At 67.5% G+C, this 19,804-nt stretch carries 17 protein-coding genes and 1 tRNA gene; 11 read left to right on the top strand and 7 right to left on the bottom strand.

Features of this window, described 5'->3' with window-relative positions; genetic code table 11:
* Window positions 1-54 precede the first annotated feature (54 nt).
* Genes ABGB19_RS12670 through ABGB19_RS12680 form a run of 3 tightly spaced genes read left to right on the top strand, consistent with a single transcriptional unit; the run spans window position 55 to window position 4,480 of the window.
* Window positions 55-1,602: a phospholipase D-like domain-containing protein gene (locus ABGB19_RS12670; protein ID WP_347686316.1), complete on the top strand. Its 1,548-nt coding sequence runs from the start codon at window positions 55-57 to the stop codon at window positions 1,600-1,602.
* Window positions 1,599-3,140: a phospholipase D-like domain-containing protein gene (locus ABGB19_RS12675; protein WP_347686317.1), complete on the top strand. Its 1,542-nt coding sequence runs from the start codon at window positions 1,599-1,601 to the stop codon at window positions 3,138-3,140. Before ABGB19_RS12670 ends, ABGB19_RS12675 begins: the two co-directional genes overlap by 4 nt.
* 53 nt (window positions 3,141-3,193) lie before the next feature.
* Complete coding sequence (locus tag ABGB19_RS12680; protein WP_347686318.1) at window positions 3,194-4,480, top strand: DUF222 domain-containing protein; 1,287 nt, start codon at window positions 3,194-3,196, stop codon at window positions 4,478-4,480.
* Here the strand turns inward: ABGB19_RS12680 and ABGB19_RS12685 are convergent.
* Both ABGB19_RS12685 and ABGB19_RS12690 read right to left on the bottom strand, forming a co-directional pair.
* Window positions 4,466-5,134, bottom strand: coding sequence for a response regulator (locus ABGB19_RS12685; protein ID WP_347686319.1), 669 nt, complete (start codon window positions 5,132-5,134; stop codon window positions 4,466-4,468). The two genes, ABGB19_RS12680 and ABGB19_RS12685, sit on opposite strands and share 15 nt — an antisense overlap.
* Window positions 5,127-6,758 (bottom strand): ATP-binding protein, encoded by a 1,632-nt coding sequence (locus ABGB19_RS12690; protein WP_347686320.1) that lies wholly within the window; start codon window positions 6,756-6,758, stop codon window positions 5,127-5,129. Before ABGB19_RS12690 ends, ABGB19_RS12685 begins: the two co-directional genes overlap by 8 nt.
* A gap of 96 nt (window positions 6,759-6,854) precedes the next feature.
* Between ABGB19_RS12690 and ABGB19_RS12695 the strand changes: the two genes are divergently transcribed.
* The 7 genes from ABGB19_RS12695 (at window position 6,855) to ABGB19_RS12725 (ending at window position 16,507) form a co-directional block, all read left to right on the top strand.
* The gene (locus ABGB19_RS12695) at window positions 6,855-7,850 is read left to right on the top strand and encodes a tripartite tricarboxylate transporter substrate-binding protein (protein WP_347686321.1); all 996 of its coding nucleotides are present in this window, start codon (window positions 6,855-6,857) and stop codon (window positions 7,848-7,850) included.
* The gene (locus ABGB19_RS12700; RefSeq protein WP_347686322.1) at window positions 7,847-8,371 is read left to right on the top strand and encodes a tripartite tricarboxylate transporter TctB family protein; all 525 of its coding nucleotides are present in this window, start codon (window positions 7,847-7,849) and stop codon (window positions 8,369-8,371) included. The genes ABGB19_RS12695 and ABGB19_RS12700 overlap by 4 nt, the downstream gene beginning before the upstream one ends.
* Window positions 8,372-9,910 carry a tripartite tricarboxylate transporter permease gene (locus tag ABGB19_RS12705; RefSeq protein WP_347686323.1) on the top strand — a complete coding sequence of 513 codons (1,539 nt, stop codon included), beginning with the start codon at window positions 8,372-8,374 and terminating at the stop codon, window positions 9,908-9,910.
* Between the two features lie 28 nt (window positions 9,911-9,938).
* A complete protein-coding gene (locus tag ABGB19_RS12710; protein ID WP_347686324.1) occupies window positions 9,939-10,328 on the top strand; it encodes a universal stress protein in 390 nt (129 codons plus the stop codon).
* A 136-nt stretch (window positions 10,329-10,464) separates the two neighbouring features.
* Window positions 10,465-11,901 carry a nitrate/nitrite transporter gene (locus ABGB19_RS12715; RefSeq protein ID WP_347686325.1) on the top strand — a complete coding sequence of 479 codons (1,437 nt, stop codon included), beginning with the start codon at window positions 10,465-10,467 and terminating at the stop codon, window positions 11,899-11,901.
* Window positions 11,902-11,906: 5 nt separating this feature from the next.
* The gene (locus tag ABGB19_RS12720) at window positions 11,907-15,851 is read left to right on the top strand and encodes a bifunctional nitrate reductase/sulfite reductase flavoprotein subunit alpha (protein WP_347686326.1); all 3,945 of its coding nucleotides are present in this window, start codon (window positions 11,907-11,909) and stop codon (window positions 15,849-15,851) included.
* A 95-nt stretch (window positions 15,852-15,946) separates the two neighbouring features.
* A complete protein-coding gene (locus ABGB19_RS12725) occupies window positions 15,947-16,507 on the top strand; it encodes a TetR/AcrR family transcriptional regulator (protein WP_347686327.1) in 561 nt (186 codons plus the stop codon).
* Here the strand turns inward: ABGB19_RS12725 and ABGB19_RS12730 are convergent.
* The 5 genes from ABGB19_RS12730 to ABGB19_RS12750 all read right to left on the bottom strand — a co-directional run bounded on the left by ABGB19_RS12730 (window position 16,488) and on the right by ABGB19_RS12750 (window position 18,377).
* Window positions 16,488-17,138, bottom strand: a complete 651-nt coding sequence (locus tag ABGB19_RS12730; RefSeq protein WP_347686328.1) for a hypothetical protein — start codon at window positions 17,136-17,138, stop codon at window positions 16,488-16,490. The genes ABGB19_RS12725 and ABGB19_RS12730 overlap by 20 nt on opposite strands.
* 74 nt (window positions 17,139-17,212) lie before the next feature.
* Window positions 17,213-17,653, bottom strand: coding sequence for a nuclear transport factor 2 family protein (locus ABGB19_RS12735; protein ID WP_347686329.1), 441 nt, complete (start codon window positions 17,651-17,653; stop codon window positions 17,213-17,215).
* A gap of 229 nt (window positions 17,654-17,882) precedes the next feature.
* A complete protein-coding gene (locus ABGB19_RS12740; protein WP_347686330.1) occupies window positions 17,883-18,026 on the bottom strand; it encodes a hypothetical protein in 144 nt (47 codons plus the stop codon).
* Window positions 18,023-18,253, bottom strand: a complete 231-nt coding sequence (locus ABGB19_RS12745; RefSeq protein ID WP_347686718.1) for an FMN-binding negative transcriptional regulator — start codon at window positions 18,251-18,253, stop codon at window positions 18,023-18,025. The genes ABGB19_RS12740 and ABGB19_RS12745 overlap by 4 nt, the downstream gene beginning before the upstream one ends.
* 38 nt (window positions 18,254-18,291) lie before the next feature.
* Window positions 18,292-18,377: transfer RNA gene (locus tag ABGB19_RS12750), tRNA-Leu, on the bottom strand.
* Between the two features lie 72 nt (window positions 18,378-18,449).
* Here ABGB19_RS12750 and ABGB19_RS12755 point away from each other — a divergent pair.
* On the top strand, window positions 18,450-19,793 hold the full coding sequence (locus ABGB19_RS12755) for a M20/M25/M40 family metallo-hydrolase (protein ID WP_347686331.1): 1,344 nt from the start codon (window positions 18,450-18,452) through the stop codon (window positions 19,791-19,793).
* The last annotated feature ends 11 nt before the right edge of the window (window positions 19,794-19,804 follow it).

Consider the following 19,804-nt stretch of genomic DNA (forward strand, 5'->3'; position numbering starts at 1 on the left):
AGGGTCAGGCCGGGCGGATTGCGTAAATTGACGCCAGAGTGGGCATTCCACGGCGTGTCTGTCCTGGCCGAGTGGTTCCTCACGGCGGCTGAACGCGGCAATCCCAGCTGGGACCTGCCGGCATGGAGCGAGGGCAACCGCGCCGAGGCCCTCATCCACGGCGCGGCGTACTTCGACCGGCTGGTCGCCGAGGTCGAGGCGCTCGGCCCGGGTGACCACCTGTTCTTCGCCGACTGGCGCGGTGACGCCGACCAGCGGCTGCGCGAGGGCGGACCGACCGTCGCCGAACTGTTCCGCGCGGCGGCCGAGCGGGGCGTTCTGGTCAAGGGCCTGATGTGGCGGTCCTATCCGAACATGCTGCAGTTCAACGAGGAGCAGAACCGCCATCTCGGCGAGACCATCGAGCGTGCGGGCGGGCAGGTCCTGCTGGACCAGCGGGTGCTGCTGGGCGGATCGCACCACCAACGGCTGGTGGTGTTGCGGCGGCCCGACGATCCCGAGCGCGACGTGGCGTTCATCGGCGGCATCGACCTGTGTCACTCGCGTCGAGACGACGCCACGCACCGCGGTGACCCGCAGGCCGTGCGCATGTCGACCCACTACGGGGACCGCCCGCCGTGGCATGACGTGCAGCTGCAGTTGCGGGGGCCGGTGGTGGGCGCGCTGGACACCACCTTCCGGGAGCGCTGGACGGCGCGGGCGCCGCTGAACCTGCTGAATCCGCTGGCCTGGCTGCGAGACAGATTCCTCGGCCCCGACGCGGCACGGCGCCCGCTGCCGGACCAGCCGCCGGACCCACCGGCGTGCGGACAGCACGCGGTGCAGGTGCTGCGGACCTACGGTGACGCCTTGATCCAGTACGAGTTCGCCAAGGACGGCGAGCGGACCATCGCCCGGGGCTACACCAAGGCGTTCCGGCGGGCGAGGCGGCTGATCTATCTCGAGGATCAGTACCTGTGGTCCGAGGAGATCGCCGATCTGCTCGTCGGCGCGCTGACGGAGAGTCCGGGACTGCACCTGGTCGCGGTGGTTCCGCGCTATTTCGATCTGGAGGGCGGTCTGGGGCGGCCGCCGACCCTGGTCGGGCGCCAGCTGGCGCTGGACGCGTGCCGGCGGGTCGCGCCCGATCGGGTGCATGTGTTCGACGTCGAAAACCACGAAGGCACACCGGTTTACGTGCACTCCAAGGTCTGCGTCATCGACGACACCTGGGCCTGCGTGGGTAGTGACAACTTCAACCGGCGGTCGTGGACACACGACAGTGAGCTGTCGTGTGCGGTGCTGGACGCCGACGAGGTGTTCGCGCGCGATGTTCGACTGCGGCTGCTGCGCGAGCACCTCGATCGCGCCGAGGACGGCACTGAGGACGCCGGACTGACCGATCCGAGTACCGCGGTGGCCGAGATCATCTCGTGTGCGGAGGCTTTGGAGTCATGGCACGAGTCGGGGCGTCGCGGCCGGCGCCCGCCCGGACGGTTGCGCCCGCACAAGATCGAACGGGTCGACGCCCTTACCCGGCTGTGGGCCGAGCCCGCGTACCGGATGATCTACGACCCGGACGGGCGGTCGTATCGAGATCGACTGTTAGGACGGCGACCGTGAACCTGTCGGAGTGGTTCCTCACCGAGGACGAACGCGGCAACCCAGCGTCGAAGTTGCCGGCCTGGTGCGAAGGAAACCGGGTCGAACCCCTCGTACACGGCTCGACGTACTTCGACCGACTCGTCACCGAGGTGGAGGCGCTGCGCGAGGGCGACTACGTGTTCTTCACGGACTGGCGGGGAGATCCGGACGAGAGGATGCGCGAACAGGGCCCGACCGTCGACGAATTGTTCTGTCGCGCCGCTGAACGCGGCGTGGTGGTCAAGGGTCTCGTGTGGCGGTCACATTTGGACGCGCTGCAGTACAGCCAGGAGGAGAACCGGCATCTCGGCGAGAGCATCGAGGCCGCGGGCGGGGAGGTGCTGCTGGACCAGCGGGTCCGCATGGGCGGCTCGCATCATCAGAAGCTGGTCGTCATCCGGCATCCCGGCGCGCCGGAGCGAGACGTCGCGTTCGCGGGCGGTATCGACCTGTGTCACTCGCGCCGCGACGACGCGTCGCACCTGGGTGACCCGCAGGCGGTACAGATGTCGAAGCAGTACGGGGACCGGCCGCCGTGGCACGACGTGCAGTTGCAGCTGAAGGGACCGGTGCTCGGCGCGCTCGACACGACGTTCCGGGAACGGTGGAACGACCCGGCGTCGCTGGACATGCTGAATCCGCTCGCCTGGCTGCGCGACAAGCTGAGTGGAGCCGATATGACGGCCGACCCGTTGCCGAAGCAACCGCCGGACCCGCCCGCGTGTGGGCCGCATGCCGTGCAGGTGCTGCGCACCTATCCCGACGCGCATTTCGCCTACGACTTCGCGCCGCACGGCGAGCGCAGCATCGCTCGCGGCTACAGCAAGGCCGTGCCGCGGGCCAGACGGCTGATCTATCTCGAGGACCAGTATCTGTGGTCGAAGCAGGTGGCCAACCTGTTCGCACGGGCGTTGCGCGACAACCCCGAGCTGCACCTGGTTGCAGTCGTACCGCGCCACCCGGACGTCGACGGACGACTTGCGTTGCCGCCCAACAAGGTTGGTCGTTGGCAGGCAATCGAGACATGCCATCAGGCTGCACCCGAGCGGGTCCATATATTCGATGTCGAGAATCATGAGGGCACGCCGGTGTACGTGCACGCGAAGGTGTGCGTCATCGACGACGTATGGGCGTGTTCGGGCAGTGACAATTTCAACCGGCGGTCGTGGACTCACGACAGTGAACTGTCGTGTGCGGTCCTCGATTCCGACGGCGTCTTCGCGCGCGATTTCAGGTTGCGGTTGATGCGTGAGCACCTGGACCGGGCCGAGGACGGCAGTGAAGACGGGGGACTGGTCGATCCGGTCACCGCAGTACAGGAAGTCGTCGATACGGCCAACGCATTGGAGGCGTGGTACGCGTCCGGCTGCCAGGGGCCAAGGCCGCCGGGCCGGCTACGACCGCACAACGCTGAGCGGCTGGGTGCGCTGACCCGGGTGTGGGCCGAGCCGGCGTACCGGTTCGCCTATGACCCGGACGGGCGGTCCTACCGCGACCGGATCAGGGGGCGGCTGTAAGCGATCGGCACGGCTGACCGGGCTTGTCAGTGGAGCGGTCTAGTATCGAATGTATGTTCGAATCAGCGGGGCTGGCGGTGGTCGACGAGGACGCCGACGAGGCGGCGTTGGTCGAACAGATCACCTGGCTGGAGCGGGTGAAATCGGCCGCCGCGGCCAGTCAGGCCCGGGCGGCGGCGCTGCTGGACGCCAAGCGTCGCGCCGCCGAGGCCGCCGCGGGTGTGCCCACGGCCAAGCGGGGTAGGGGGCTGGCCAGTGAGGTGGCGTTGGCGCGGCATGACTCCCCGTCGCGGGGCGGCCGCCACCTCGGATTCGCCAAGGCGCTGGTGCACGAGATGCCCCATACGTTGGCGGCGTTGGAATGTGGCGCCTTGTCCGAATGGCGGGCCACGCTGATCGTGCGCGAGTCGGCGTGTCTGAGTGTGCAGGACCGGCGCACGTTGGACGCCGAATTGTGCGGCGACTGCACCAACCTCGAGGGCCTCGGCGATGCGCGCATCGTTGCGAAGGCCAAGGACATCGCCGCCCGACTGGACGTGCAGGCGGTGGTCGACCGGGCGGCGAAGGCCGCGGCGGACCGCACGGTCACCGTCCGACCCGCGCCGGACTGTATGACTTATGTGACCGTACTGCTGCCGGTCGCCAAGGGGGTGGCGGTGTTCGCGACGCTCAAACGCCAGGCCGACACCACCTTCGATGACCGCACCCGCGGGCAGGTGATGGCCGACACGGTGTTCGAGCGGGTCACCGGGCGGCCTGCCGAGGTGCCGGAACCGATCGCGGTCAACCTGGTCATGTCGGATCAGACCCTGCTCGGCGACGACGACAGCACCGCGGTCATCGACGGGTACGGGCCGATCCCGGCTGATGTGGCCCGCAATCTGGTCGCGGCGACGGGGTCGGATCAGCGGACGCGCGCGACGCTGCGACGGTTGTACCGGCATCCAAAGAGCGGCGCGCTGGTGGCCATGGAGTCGCGAGCGCGTCGCTTCCCGAAAGGGTTGGCCCGCTTCATTGCGCTACGTGATCAACGATGTCGCACGCCGTACTGCGATGCTCCGATCCGCCACACCGACCACGCCGTACCCAAGAACCGCGGCGGACCCACCAATGGGCTCAACGGATTGGGCGCATGCGAGCAGTGCAACTACGCCAAGGAAGCACCGGGCTGGCATGTCAGCACCAGCGAGGTCGACGGCGTGCACCACGCCGAGTTCGTCACCCCGACCGGCGCGCGACACCACTCGGTCGCACCGTCACCTCCCGGACCACCCGTGATCGAGGTCAGCGAGGTCGAAGCGCGAATCAGCATTGCGCTCACCGACCTACACGCTGCGTAGGAAGTAGCGACGCTCGGGACGTCCCACGCCGTATTGCAGTCGCAACTCGAGAGCGCCGGTGCCCAAGTAGTGCTCGAGATAGCGGCGGGCGCTGACCCGCGAGATGCCCACCATGTCAGCGCATTCCGCGGCCGAGACCTCGCCGGCGTCGCGGACGGCGTCGAGCACCAGGCGGCCGGTCTCGGCACCCAGCCCCTTGGGCAACATCGCGGGGCGCGGTGCACCCGGATTGCCGAATAAGGAGTCGATCAGCGATTGGTCAACTCCCGCAGCCGATTCCAGGGCGTCGGCGCGCAGAGCGAACGCCTCCAGCTTGGCCTTCAACTGGTCGAACTCGAACGGCTTGATCAGGTAGTCCGCCGCCCCGCCGTCCAGCGCGCCTTTCACGGTATCCAGCTCGCGCGCTGCGGTGATCATGATGACACCCACCGGGTCGCCGTCGCTGCGCAGGCGTTGCAGCACGTCGAGTCCCGTCATGTCGGGCAGGTACACGTCCAGAAGGATCAGGTCCGGACCGAACTCTTTCGCCGACGACAGCGCCTCCTCACCCGTGCGGGCGACGCCTAGGGCCCGGAATCCGTTCACCCGATCGACGAACCGCCGATGGATCTCGGCGACCATGAAATCGTCGTCGACGATCAGCACATCACGCATGGCCGGCCTTCTCCGCCGCGATCCCCACCGGTAGCCGCACCACGAATCGCGCCCCGCCCGAGGGGGTGTCGGTCACATCCACCGTGCCTCCGTGCTGCGCGGTGACCAGTCGCACGAGCGCCAGGCCGATGCCACGTCCGCCCGGTACGTGCGGCTTGGACGTCACCCCGCGCGCGAAGATCTCTTCTCGGAGATGCTCGGGGACACCGGGACCGGAGTCGACGACCGAGATGGTCAGGCCGTCGCCGTCGTCCACGCAGACGGTGACCCGGGCGGCGCGGGAACCCATCGACACGTCGACGGCGTTGTCGATCAGATTGCCCAGCAGCGTGATGACATCGGTGGCCAACGCGGGCTCCAACGCCCGCAGCCGCGAGGCGGGATCGATCTCGAGCGACACGCCGCTCTCCGCGGCCAACGTGGTCTTGGCGATCAACAGCGCCGCCACCGCAGGATCCGAAACCGTCTGTGTCACAGCGTCGCTGATCTCCTCGCGGCGACGGGTCAGAGCGCCGATCAGGTCGCGCACGGAATCGTACTCGCCCAGCTGTACCAGGCCCGAGATCGTGTGCAGTTGGTTGGCGAACTCGTGCGTCTGGGCCCGCAACGTGTCTGTCACACTCTTATGCGACGACAACTGTCCTTGCAGCGCAGCGAGTTCCGTGCTGTCCCGCATCGTCGTCACCGTACCGATCTGCCGGCCCTGGCTCGTCGCCGGTCGCCGGTTCAACGCCAGCACCCGCGTCCGCGTGACGATCACGGTGTCGCTGGTGGAGCGGCCGTCCTCGCCGGACAACAGAAACTCGACCACCGCGGGATCCATGCCCACGCTGTCCACCGGGCGGCCGACGGCGTCACCGGCGACACCGAGGAGCTCCTGTGCACTGTCGTTGAGCAGCGTGATGTCGCCCTCGTTGTTGACCGCCACCACGCCTTCTCGGATGCTGTGCAGCAGCGCCTCGCGATGGTCGGCGAGACCGGCGATCTCGGCGATCTCCAGCCCGCGAGTATGCCGCTTGATCCGCCGCGACAGCAGCCACGACGCCAGCAGGCCCAACGCGGCGCCCAGCCCGAGATACACGAGCAGGCGTTCACCGGCTCCGCCGAGCAGCTGCCACACCGACGGGTACGGCTCGCCGACCGAGACCACCGCCAGCACCTGGCCGTCCGTCCCGAGAATCGGCACCTGCCCGACCAGGCTGTGCACGCCGGCCAGGTCGGCATCGCCGAACCACGCCCTGCCCTCGTCGGCTCGGCTCACGCCGAGGTCGACGCGCTCACCGATGCGGGAGAAATCCGACGAGACACGCACCGTGCCGATGGGATCGAGGATCTCGGCGACGCCCGCACCGGACAAGGCGACCGCTCGATCCACCTCCGGCGCCAGTACCCGCGATGCGAACGGGTCGGCGTAGCGGTCGCGCACGATCGGTGTGGACGCCATGTTCTCCGCGACCGCGATCATCCGCTGACCGCGCGCCTCGCGGAACTCACGCGTCGACTGGGCGACCGACACGGCGGCAACGGCCACCAGCACCACGGCGACGACGACGGTTTGAAACACCAGGAACTGGCCGGCGAGGCTGCGGATGCTCCGCGTCGGCGACCACCGCGGCGGCGTCATGTTCACAACGACCAATACGTCCTTTGCGTACTCATCAGTGACGCGCGTCACTTCCCGGGTCCAGTATTGCTGAGCATCACAACGGATAGGGGCGGCATGAAGACAACCCTGACAAGACCGAGGACCACGACCCTAGTGGTTCTCACCGTGATCGCGGCGCTGCTGCTGACCGCGTGCGGTGTCACCCGCGGCGGGGACGAACGCGGATTCCACCGCCTGCGCATGATGGTGCCGAACAGCCCCGGCGGCGGTTACGACCTGACCGCGCGCACCGCGGTGAAGATCATGGAGGACGACGACATCACCGGCCGCGTCGAGGTCTTCAACGTCATCGGCGCCGGCGGCACCGTCGCGATGGCCCGGTTGATGAACGAACGCGGCAACGACGACCTCATGATGATGATGGGTCTCGGTGTCGTCGGCGCCACCTACACCAACGGCTCGAAGATCAAGGCGTCCGACGCGACGGCGCTGGCGAAGATGATCGAGGATCCGGGCGCGATCTTCGTGCCCGCCGATTCGGAGTTCAAGACCGTGCAGGACTTCGTGGCGGCATGGAAGGCCGATCCGGCCAAGGTGACCATCGGCGGCGGATCGTCGCCTGGCGGGCCCGACCACCTTTTCCCGATGGAGACCGCGCGCGCAGTCGGCGTCGATCCACGTCAGGTCAACTTCGTCACCTACGACGGCGGCGGGGACCTGCTGACCGCGCTGCTCGGGAAGAAGATCACCGTCGGCACCTCGAGCCCCGGCGAGTTCATCGACCAGATCGATTCCGGCCAGCTGCGCGTCCTCGCCGTGTCCAGCGACGAGCGCGTCGAGGGCATCGACGCGCCCACGTTGAAGGAATCCGGCATCGACCTCACCTTCGCCAATTGGCGCGGAATCCTCGCTCCGCCAGGAATTTCCGATACCACGAGGCAGTCGATGATCAAGGTGCTCGAGGAGCTGCACGGCACCCAGCAGTGGAAGGACGCGCTGGTGAAGAACGGCTGGACCGATGCGTTCGTCACCGGCGCGGCATTCGAACAGTTCCTCGAGGACCAGGATGCGCGCGTCTCGTCCACGCTGACCGAACTGGGGTTGCTATGACCACGACCGACGACACCACGTCCACTGCCACCGAAAGACCAGGCGACAGAGCGCAATACATCGTCTGCGCCGTGATGGTGGCGGTCGGCGCCTTCCTCATCTACGACGCGCTGACACTGGAGGCCGGCTTCGCCAAGGTCGATCCGGTAGGACCCAAGCTGTTCCCGCTGGTGATCGGTGTCGTCCTGCTGGGGCTCGCCATCGTGCTGGCCATCGCCATCCCGCGCGGCTCGGTCGGTGAGGCGGATGCCGGCGAGGACGTCGACCCCAGCTCGCCGGGGGACTGGCGCACCGTCGGTCTGCTGGTCGGCCTGTTCGTGGCCGTGATCGTTCTGATCAACCCACTGGGATGGGTGATCACCGGGACGATCCTCTTCGCCGGCGCGGCGACGATCCTGGGCAACCGCCACTACGTCCGCAACCTCGTCATCGGGGCGGCGCTGTCGCTGATCAGCTTCTACGCGTTCTATTCCGGGCTCGGGATTCCGTTGCCCGCAGGCATTTTGGATGGGATTCTGTAGATGGACTTCACCATGCTGCTCCAGGGGTTCGAGCAGGCCGTCACGCCGATGAACCTCCTTTACGCCGTCATCGGCGTGCTGTTGGGCACGGCGGTCGGCGTGCTGCCCGGCATCGGCCCGGCCATGACCGTCGCGTTGCTGTTGCCCGTCACCTACAACGTCAGCCCCAGTGCGGCGTTCATCATGTTCGCCGGGATCTTCTACGGCGGCATGTACGGCGGGTCCACCACCTCGATCCTGCTCAACACACCGGGCGAGTCGTCGTCGGTGATCACCGCGATCGAGGGCAACAAGATGGCCAAGGCCGGCCGGGCGGCACAAGCGCTCGCGACGGCCGCCATCGGATCGTTCGTCGCGGGCGCCATCGGCACCGCCTTGCTCGCCGCCTTCGCACCACCGATTTCGAGGTTCGCCGTGACCCTGGGTGCGCCGTCGTACCTGGCGATCATGTTGTTCGCGCTCGTCGCGGTCACCGCGGTCCTCGGCGCGTCCAAGCTGCGGGGCGCCATCTCGCTGTTCCTTGGCCTGGCGATCGGCGTCGTCGGCATCGACTTCCTCACCGGGCAACCGCGCGCCACCTTCGGCCTTCCCCAACTCTCCGACGGCATCGACATCGTCGTGGTCGCTGTCGCCATCTTCGCTGTGGGGGAGGCGCTCTGGGTGGCCGCCCATCTGCGCCGCAGGCCCGCCGACGTCATCCCCGTCGGCAGGCCGTGGATGGGGCGCCAGGACTTCAAGCGCTCCTGGAAGCCGTGGCTGCGCGGCACCGCCTACGGCTTCCCGTTCGGTGCGCTGCCTGCGGGCGGTGCCGAACTGCCGACGTTCCTGTCCTACATCACCGAGAAGCGCCTCTCCAAGCACAAAGAGGAGTTCGGCAAGGGCGCGATCGAAGGCGTCGCCGGTCCCGAAGCGGCCAACAATGCCTCGGCCGCAGGCACTCTGGTGCCGATGCTCTCGCTCGGTCTGCCCACCAACGCCACCGCGGCGGTCATGCTCACCGCATTCGTGTCGTACGGCATCCAGCCCGGCCCGACGCTGTTCGAGAAGGAACCGCTGCTGATCTGGACGCTGATCGCCAGCCTGTTCATCGGGAACTTCCTGCTGCTGCTGATCAACCTGCCCTTGGCGCCGTTGTGGGCCAAGCTGTTACGTACGCCGCGGCCGTACCTGTACGCGGGCATCCTGTTCTTCGCGACGCTGGGCGCGCTGGCGGTCAACGTCCAAGCGGTCGATCTCGCGCTGCTGCTCGTCTTCGGCCTGCTCGGACTGATGATGCGCCGGTTCGGCCTACCCGTGCTGCCGTTGATCATCGGTGTGATCCTGGGGCCGCGCATCGAACGCCAACTGCGGCAGTCGCTGCAGCTGGGCGGTGGCGAATGGTCCAGCCTGTTCACCGAACCCGTCGCGATCGTCGTGTACGCGCTGATGGCGGTGCTACTGCTGATGCCGTTGGTGCTGCGGCTGATGCACCGCAGCGAGGAGACGCTGCTCGTCGTCGAGGACGACCGGGACCAGCGGGAGAAGGCGGCACAGGCATGACCGACGAGTGCTTGCACGAGGAGAATCGATGATAGTCATCGGATACAGCGCCGACCGCTTCGGCAGGGCAGCGCTCGAGCAGGGTATCGCCGAGGCCAGGCTCCGCAACACGTCCGTGCGGGTGATCAATTCGACATCCGGGGAGGCATACGCCGACCCCGCGTTCGCACAGGAGGACGAGGTGCACGACGTCGAGAAGCACCTCGAGGAATGCGGCCTCGCCTACGAGCTCACCCAGCCGGTCGGCGTCGACACCGCCAGTGAGCTGCTCGCGGAAATGAAACGTGATGACGCCGAGCTGTTGGTGATCGGCATCCGGCACCGCAGCCCGGTGGGCAAGCTGCTGTTGGGCAGCGTGTCGCAGCGCTTGCTGCTGGAATGTCCGAAGCCGGTGCTGGCGGTCAAACCCCCCGAATGACGTGGCGCAGGCCACAATTGTTTCGGTCGCGTTTCGTCCACCCGGATGCACACGTGTTGCTGAAGTGAGCGGGAGTTGACGTTGCCGACACGATGAGGCAACGGCTGCGGAATGGCCGGCGGCCACTCTTGGGCCCGTGAAGACTTTGAGCCGCAGCCGCACCATCGAGAACTGGGACTCCGAAGACGTCGAGGCGTGGGAGGGCCGGCCCGGGCAGACGCCAGGAAAAAAGGTAGCCACGCGGAACCTGATCTGGTCGATCTTCGCCGAGCACGTCGGGTTCTCGGTCTGGTCCATCTGGTCGGTGATGGTGCTGTTCATGCCGCAGAACATCTACGGCATCGACGCCGCGGGCAAGTTCTACCTGGTCGCGGTCCCGACACTGGTCGGCGCAGTCATGCGCATCCCGTACACGATCGCCCCGGCGAAGTTCGGCGGTCGCAACTGGACGATCGTCAGCGCGCTGCTGCTGCTGATCCCGACCGTGCTGACGTTATGGGTCATGCAACGGCCCGACGTCTCCTACACCACTTTCATGATCGTCGCCGCGTTCGCCGGCATCGGCGGGGGCAACTTCGCCTCCTCGATGACCAACATCAACGCGTTCTACCCGCAGCGGCTCAAGGGCTGGGCACTCGGCCTCAACGCCGGCGGAGGAAACATCGGCGTGCCGGTGATCCAGCTGGTCGGTCTGCTCGTGATCGCCACCGTGAGCAACACCGCGCCCGAGGTGGTCTGCGCGATCTACCTCGTCCTCATCGCGCTCGCCGCGCTGGGCGCCGCGCTGTTCATGGACAACCTGGGCAACCAGCGGTCGAACCTGAGCGCGATGGGCGAGTCGCTGCGCTTCAAGCACTCCTGGGTGATGAGCTTCCTCTACATCGGCACGTTCGGCTCGTTCATCGGGTTCTCGTTCGCCTTCGGCCAGGTGCTGCAGATCAACTTCCTCGCCGGTGGTGACACCGCGGCCCAGGCCTCCCTGCACGCCGCGCAGATCGCGTTCATCGGCCCGCTGCTGGGCTCGATCTCACGGCCGTTCGGCGGCAAGCTGTCCGACAAGATCGGCGGCGGAAAGGTGACGCTGTACACCTTCGTCGCGATGATCTTCGCCGCCGGCATCCTGGTGACGGCGGGCATGCTGGACGACAGCATGGCCGGCGCGGCCACCGGCGGGCAGATGGTCGCCTACGTCACCGGCTTCATCCTGCTGTTCATCCTGTCCGGCATCGGCAACGGGTCGACGTACAAGATGATCCCGTCGATCTTCGAGGCCAAGGCGCAGGGCCGCGACGAGTGGAGCCGCGAAGAGAAGGCCGCCTGGTCACGCAGCATGTCCGGTGCGCTGATCGGCTTCGCCGGAGCGATCGGTGCCCTCGGCGGGGTGTTCATCAACGTCGTACTGCGGGCGTCGTACGTCAGCGACGCCAAGTCCGCGACGAACGCGTTCTGGGTCTTCCTTGGCTTCTACGTGATCTGCGCGATCGTCACCTGGTTCGTGTTCCTGCGGATGCAGACCTCGCGGGTCGGCGCCGGCGAGCAGGTCGGCCGGGCGACCTCGCCGGTGCCCGCTTGACGCCCATGGTGACGCGCACGGCGTGCTCGTACTGCGGCGTGGGCTGCGGTATGGAGGTGCACACGTCCACCGACGGTGGCAAGCCAGTCATCGCCCGGGTCTCCGGAGACAAGATGCACCCCGCCAACTTCGGTCGGTTGTGCACCAAGGGCGCGACGCACGCGGAGATGATGCGGGCCGACGACGGACGGTTGACGTCGGCCTTCGTCAGGCCGAGCCGCGACGAGGAACTGCTACCGACGCCCGTCGACGATGCGGCAGCCGAGGCGGGCAGGCGGCTGCGCGCGATCGTCGACGAGCACGGGCCCGACGCGGTCGCGCTCTACGTCTCGGGTCAGATGTCCATTGAGGCACAGTATCTGGCGACCAAGCTGGCCAAGGGCTTCCTGCGGACGGTGCACATCGAGTCGAACTCGCGGCTGTGCATGGCCAGCGCGGGCACGGGGTTCAAGCAGTCCCTGGGAGCGGACGGTCCGCCGGGGTCCTACGCCGACTTCGACTGCACCGACCTGTTCTTCGTCATCGGGTCGAACATGGCCGACTGCCATCCGATCCTGTACCTGCGGATGGCCGACCGGCTCAAGGCGGGCGCGAAGCTGATCGTGGTGGACCCCCGCCGCACCGAGACCGCCGAACGAGCCGACCTGTTCCTGCAGATCAAGCCGGGCACCGACCTGGCTCTGCTCAACGGGTTGCTCCACCTTCTGGTCGACAGCGGCGACATCGACGAACAGTTCATCGCCGAGCACACCGAGGGCTGGGACGACATGCCGACGTTCCTGGCGGATTATCCGCCGAAAAAGGTCGCTGCCATAACCGGTCTCGCCGAATCCGACATCCGCCTTGCGGCCCGGATGATCGCCGAGGCGGGGGAGTGGATGAGCTGCTGGACGATGGGGCTCAACCAGAGCACCCACGGCACGGCGAACACCAACGCGATCTGCAACCTGCATCTGGCCACCGGCGCGATCTGCCGGCCCGGCAGTGGGCCGATGTCGCTGACCGGTCAGCCCAACGCGATGGGCGGGCGCGAAATGGGTTACATGGGGCCGGGTCTGCCCGGGCAGCGTTCGGTGCTCTCGGCCGCCGACCGCGAATTCGTCGAGGCACAGTGGGGATTGCCGTCCGGCACCATCCGCTCCGAGGTGGGGCCCGGCACCATCGACATGTTCGGTCAACTCGCGGCGGGCGAGATCAAGGCCTGCTGGATCATCTGCACCAATCCCGTTGCCAGCGTGGCGAACCGTTCGACGGTAATCGCCGGCCTCGAAGCCGCCGGACTCGTCATCACCCAGGACACCTACCGGGCCACCGCGACCAACACCTACGCCGACATCGTGCTGCCCGCCACCCTGTGGGCCGAATCCGACGCGGTGATGGTCAATTCCGAGCGCAACCTCACGCTGCTGCAGCAGTCGATCCCGCCTCCGGGCCAGGCGCGACCGGACTGGCAGCTGATCTGCCAGGTCGCGGCGCACATGGGCTTCGCTGAGCACTTCTCCTACGCCAGCAGCGGGGAGGTCTTCGACGAGATCCGTCGCTTCAGCAATCCTGGGACCGGCTACGACCTCCGCGGGGTCAGCTACTCGCGGCTGCGCGAGACCCCGCTGCAGTGGCCCTGCCCGCCCGACGATTCGGCGGACCGGCACCCCATCCGCTACCTCAACGACGGCGTGAGCCAGGACCTGTTCGTCGACGAGTCGGGTCACACGCCGCGGCTGGCCTTCCCGACCCCGTCGCGACGCGCGATCTTTCGCGCCCGCCCGCACCTGGATGCGCGGGAACTGCCCGATGACCAGCACGCGTTCGTGCTCAACACCGGTCGGCTGCAACACCAGTGGCACACCATGACCAAGACCGGACGGGTGGACGCCCTCAACAAGCTCAACAGCGGCCCGTTCGTCGAGATCCACCCCGACGACGCGCGCACGCTCGACATCGACGACGGTCAGCGCGTCGAGCTCACCTCCCGGCGCGGCCGCGCGGTGCTGCCCGCCGTCCTGACCGACCGCGTGCAGCGCGGCAGCTGCTTCGTGCCGTTTCACTGGAACGACGAACACGGCGTTGACCTGACCGTCAATGCGCTCACCAGCGATGCCGTCGACCCCGACTCGCTTCAGCCCGAGTTCAAGGTCTGCGCGGTGAGCCTGCGCCCAGTCGCCTCCCCGACGTTGACCGAACCCGAAACACTCTACGTGTCAGGCTTTTTCAGCGGTCTGGCCGAGGCGAACGCCGAGGCGCCCGTGCTGCCCGATTCCGCGCCCGTCAGCCCCGAGGTCCGGCAGTGGATCAACGGCCTGCTCGCCGGGCAGTCGGCCACACCGCCCGCGGACGATCCGGCGCCCGTGCGCGTCGGCGCCGGACCGCTGGTGCTCTGGGCCTCGCAGACCGGCAACGCCGAGGAGTTCGCGTGCCGCCTCGCCGAACGCCTCGGTGGTGCCTCGCTGGTGAACATGGACGACCTCGCGCTGACCGACCTCGCCGGCGCCCGCCAGGTGCTGGTGGTCACGAGCACCTTCGGTGACGGCGGTCCACCCGACAACGGCGCCACATTCTGGCACCGCCTGGACTCCGCCGAGGCGCCCGCCCTTACCGGTGTCAGCTATGCGGTGCTCGGGATCGGGGACCGGTCCTATGACGACTTCTGCGGGCACGCCAGGGCAATCGACACCCGACTGGCGGCGCTCGGTGCCACCCGACTGCTCGAGCGTGCCGAGTGCGAGGTCTACGACGACGAGCCCATGCGCCGGTGGGCCGACGACGTGACCACGTTGCTGGCCCCGGACCACGATCTCGAGGTCGGAGGCGGTGGCGTCACCACGATTGCGCGTCCGGCCACCGTCACCGAGCCGTTCACGCGTGCCCAGCCCATCGTCGTGCCGCTGTCACGCAACGTCATGTTGACCGGGCCGGGATCTCGAAAAGAGGTGCGCCAGTTCGGCTTCGACCTCTCGGCTCACGAGGTGAGCTATGCCGCCGGTGACTCCCTCGGTGTGTGCGCGACCAACGACCCCGCGGTCGTCGACGCCTGGCTCGCCGCGACGGGACTGCGGCCGGCGCACGTCGTGGAGATCGACGGCGTCGAACAGCCGCTGCGCGAGGCGTTGACCTCCCACTACGACTTCTGCCGCGTCACACCGGACCTGGTGAGGTTCATCGCCGACCACAGCCGCGACGCCAAGGCGCTGCGGGCGCCGAAGGCCAAGCTGGACAAATGGCTCGACGGCCGCAACGGACTCGACCTCGTGCAGGAATTCGTCGTGCACGCCGATCCCGACGAATGGCAGCAGGTTCTGGTCCGGCTGACCCCGCGCAGCTACTCGATCTCGTCGAGTCCTCTGGTAAGCCCGCACGAGGTGCACCTGACGGTGTCCGTGGTGCGGTACCGCGGGGCCGACGGCGGTCGCCGCGGCGGCGTGTGCTCGACCTTCCTCGCCGACCGCGCGGCGTCGGCTCCGGTCTTCCTACAACACAGCCCGCACTTCCGGCCGCCGGAGGACGGGGCCACGCCGATGATCATGGTCGGGCCGGGGACGGGCATCGCACCGTTTCGTGGGTTCCTGCAGGAGCGTCGTGCGCTGGGCCACCGCGGCCGCAACTGGTTGTTCTTCGGCGAGCAGCATCGCGCCGGGAACTACTACTACCGCGACGATTTCGAGGACATGGCCCGTGACGGCTTTCTCACCCGGCTCGACCTCGCGTTCTCGCGCGACCAGGCCAAGCGAATCTACGTACAGCACAAGATGATCGACCACGGTCGCGAGGTGTGGCGCTGGCTCGACGACGGGGCGCACTTCTACGTCTGCGGCGATGCGGGGCGGATGGCCAAGGACGTCGACGCCGCGTTGACCACGATCATCGAGACGCACGGCGGGATGTCCCACGAGCAGGCGCGCGATTACAAGCGCGAACTCGTCGCGGCCAAGCGTTACGTGCGCGACGTGTACTAGCGTTTGCGGTGGTCGTCCGCCTGCCGTCGGGCGATGTCGAGGAAGCGCTCTAGAATAATTGGGTGCCTCGGCCTGCGCTCCATCCGACCGACGCGATGCTCGATGCCGCGCAGGACCTGCTCCTTCGCCATGGCACCCGGGCGGTCACAGGCACCGCGATCGCGGAGCTGAGCGGCGCACCTGTCGGTTCCATTTATCACCGGTTCGGCTCCCTGGAGGTGCTGATCGCAAGGCTCTGGATGCGCGCCGTATCCCGGTCGCAAGCGGCGTTCCTCGCGGCGATCGACGAGCCGGATACCCGAGAAGCCGCTGTTGCGGCGGCACTTTCAGTGTTCGACTTCTGTCGGGAGCATCCGGCGGATGCGCAACTGCTGGCGTCGTTCGGTCGCGAGGATCTCATCGGCGCCGACTCGACGGGGCCGCTCGCCGACGAGTTCTCTCAGCTGAACCGTCCGGTCGAGCACGCTGTGGCGACGATGGCTCAACGGTTGTACAGCAAGCGAACTCGGCGTGCTCTTGATCGTACGATGTTGGCGGTCTTCGACCTTCCCTATGGCGCCGTCAAACGCCACCTGGTCCACGGCACCAAGCTGCCCGCCGGCCTCCGCCATGATGTCGAGACCGCGGTCCGAGCTGTCATCGACGCCCCGATGTGAACGGTTCCCGCGACTGCTGTCTCACCGTGGATGGATGTCGCAGCCATCGCACGCTGACCGCCAGGATCCAGACCACCCAGACCGCAACGGGGCCGGCCAAGCCGCCCAGTAAGCCGTTGCCCGAGTTCGGCGCGCCGGTCAGGGACAGGAAGCCCGCCACCGCGGCCAGGTTGACCAGCGCGCCTACGACGGCGAGCCAACCGAAGCTCCGCGGCCAGTGTCCTTCGAACGCCAACGCGGCTACCGCGATGAAGAAGGCGCTTCCCGCCCCGGCTGCCGGGGCCGCGAGCAGGAACGCCACCGAGTGCGATACCCAAACGGCCTCCGGGGACGCGCGCTCGAAGAGCAGTACAGCCGCCGCGTCGACACCGACGGCCACGCACAACGCGGTCATGAACATCAGCGCCCCTGCCAGCGCGGTCCAGGTCCAGCCTGAGTCGCGGAACGGTAATTCGACGACCAGTCGACCAAGGAAAATCAAGAAGGCGATGAAGCCGACACTGATCGAAAGAAGGATCAGCCTCATCATGTCGGCATGTTCGGCGTAGAAGGTCTCTATGCCGGCCGCGCCCGCGAGGTCGGGGAAGTCGGGGATGACCAACGCCACCGGGGCCCACAAGACAGTCAGCACGACACCGCCGACCGCCCCACCACGTCGACCGAGGGTTGAGGGCGCGGACTCCTGACTCTTCACGCTGTGCACGACTACGAACTCCGCTGTGCGCGGCGAAGGAACTCGTTCAGCGCCGTGGTGTCGAAGTGGAACATCTGGGCGCGCGCGCACTTGCCGTCGCGGACTTCATAGAGGGCCAGTACCTCAGACTCGAAACACTCGCCGTCGGCGCTTAGTCCCCGCATCCGGTATTCGACCACCACCTCGTCGCCGTTGACCGCGACCACCCGGGGATCGAAGCGGCGCTCCCGCTCGGTCGGTTGAAGCGGTCCCCACGTTCCCAGCCAGGTCTTCCCGGGTTCTGACTCGAGCTGGTCCCGTAGCACGTTCTTGCCCGCGAGGGTGCCGCCGTACGGCAACGACGGCGCCTCGCGGAACTCGAGATCGTCGTGATAGAGGCGTTCGAGCGTCTCGGCGTCGCGATCCTGAACGGCTTGGATCATGTCGAGGATCACCTTGGCTTTGCTGGTCATCAGAATCCTCCCATCACAAGTTTTAGAAGATATATTCTAGTATATACGCTCTAATATTAAAGGCTCAAGGGGAGAGGCGGACCGAACCTAGGTATCTAGAGTCCGCGCTCCACGGCGGCCGCGACATCGGTTGCGCCACTGATGGGTTCGGGCCTCAATCCGGCGACCACGCCGCGCCGGTCGGCGTCTGAGCGGTTCTGACTCAACTTGGCCCTACCCTCCACGCGGGTCACAGCGACCTCCACGCCGACGATGCCGCCCAGCTGACCCGCGATGAAGCTCTCCGGCGCATCGTCGACGCGCGGCCGGCCTCGTGCACGGCGGTCAACCGGGACACCACGTCGCGCAGCCACTCGGGTCCTCGTGCACTCACACCGTCCCGGTGAGGTGCACGGCGCTGTAATTCCAGGTCGGTCTGACGCGGCCGTGCTCGGCCTTCGCCGGGTACCGCGACGGACTGATATAGGCTCGGCGCCCGCGCAGATCAGCGGCGCCGGGGAGTCCGGTGTCCTCGCGCGCCACTGCGGGTCGCCCCGCGCCACGTGCGCGACCAGCGCACGAATCTCGGCGTCGTCGATGCGGTTGGCCGACGGGATGCACATACCGACCGCGCTGCGGCAATGCTAGAGATGATTCTGTGTCCGAGGGGGGACTTGAACCCCCACGCCCGTTAATAGGGCACTAGCACCTCAAGCTAGCGCGTCTGCCATTCCGCCACTCGGACCTGTTGTGGGCAGCTAAGGCTATCGGATCACCGAGGCCGGACCCAAACCCGGCAGGCAGGTCAATGGTACGAATGGTGACTGTGACAGGTCCCGTCAACGCCGAAGCGGAGGTCGTCGACCTCGTCAGCGCGCTCATCCGGTTCGACACGTCCAACACCGGGGAACCGGCCACCACGAAGGGCGAGGCCGAATGCGCCCGGTGGGTGGCCGCTCAGCTGGAGGAGGTCGGCTATGCGACCGAATACCTGGAGGCGGGCGCACCGGGCCGCGGCAACGTGTTCGCCCGGCTCGAAGGCGCCGATCGCAGCCGCGGCGCGCTGCTCCTGCACGGCCACCTCGACGTGGTGCCCGCAGAGGCCTCCGACTGGAGCGTGCACCCCTTCTCCGGGGCGGTCGAGGACGGTTACGTCTGGGGCCGCGGCGCCGTGGACATGAAGGACATGTGCGGCATGCTGATCGCGATCGCCCGCCACTTCAAGCGAGCAGGTATCGCCCCGCCGCGCGACCTGGTGTTCGCGTTCATGTCCGACGAAGAAGCCGGCGGCAAGTACGGCGCGCATTGGCTGGTCGACAACCGCCCCGACCTCTTGGAGGGGGTCACCGAGGCCGTGGGCGAGGTGGGCGGATTCTCGCTCACGGTGCCGCTCAAGGACGGCGGCGAACGGCGGCTGTACCTGGTGGAGACCGCGGAGAAGTCCATGATGTGGATGAAGCTGACAGCCCGCAGTCACGCCGGCCACGGGTCGATGATCCACGACCAGAACTCGGTCACCGCGGTCGCCGAGGCCGTCGCGAAGCTCGGCCGCCACGAGTTCCCGCTGGTGATGACCGACGCGGTGGGTCAATTCCTGCAGGCGGTCACCGAGGAGACCGGCTACTCGTTCGATATCGACTCACCCGATCTGCCCGGCGCGATCGCCAAGCTGGGCCCGATCGCCCGCGTCGTCGGCGCCACCCTGCGCGACACCGCCAACCCCACCATGCTCAAGGCCGGCTACAAGGCCAACGTCATCCCGGCGACAGCGGAGGCGGTGGTCGACTGCCGCATCTTGCCCGGCCGCCGGGCCGCATTCGAGCGTGAGGTCGACGAGATCATCGGCCCGGACGTCACGCGCGAATGGATCACCGAACTGCCCTCGTACGAGACCACCTTCGACGGCGACCTGGTGGACGCGATGAACGGCGCGATTCTGTCCGTCGACCCGGACGCCCGCATCGTGCCGTACATGCTGTCGGGCGGAACTGACGCAAAAGCGTTCATGCGGTTGGGGATTCGCTGCTTCGGCTTCGCCCCGCTGCAATTGCCGCCCGACCTGGACTTCACCGCGTTGTTCCACGGCGTCGACGAGCGGGTACCCGTTGAGGCGTTGAAGTTCGGCACCCAGGTACTCGAGCACTTCCTCATGCACTGCTAGCCGATAAACAA

Origin of the sequence: Mycobacterium sp. B14F4 (assembly GCF_039871645.1) — a bacterium.
Taxonomy (GTDB): Bacteria; Actinomycetota; Actinomycetes; order Mycobacteriales; family Mycobacteriaceae; genus Mycobacterium.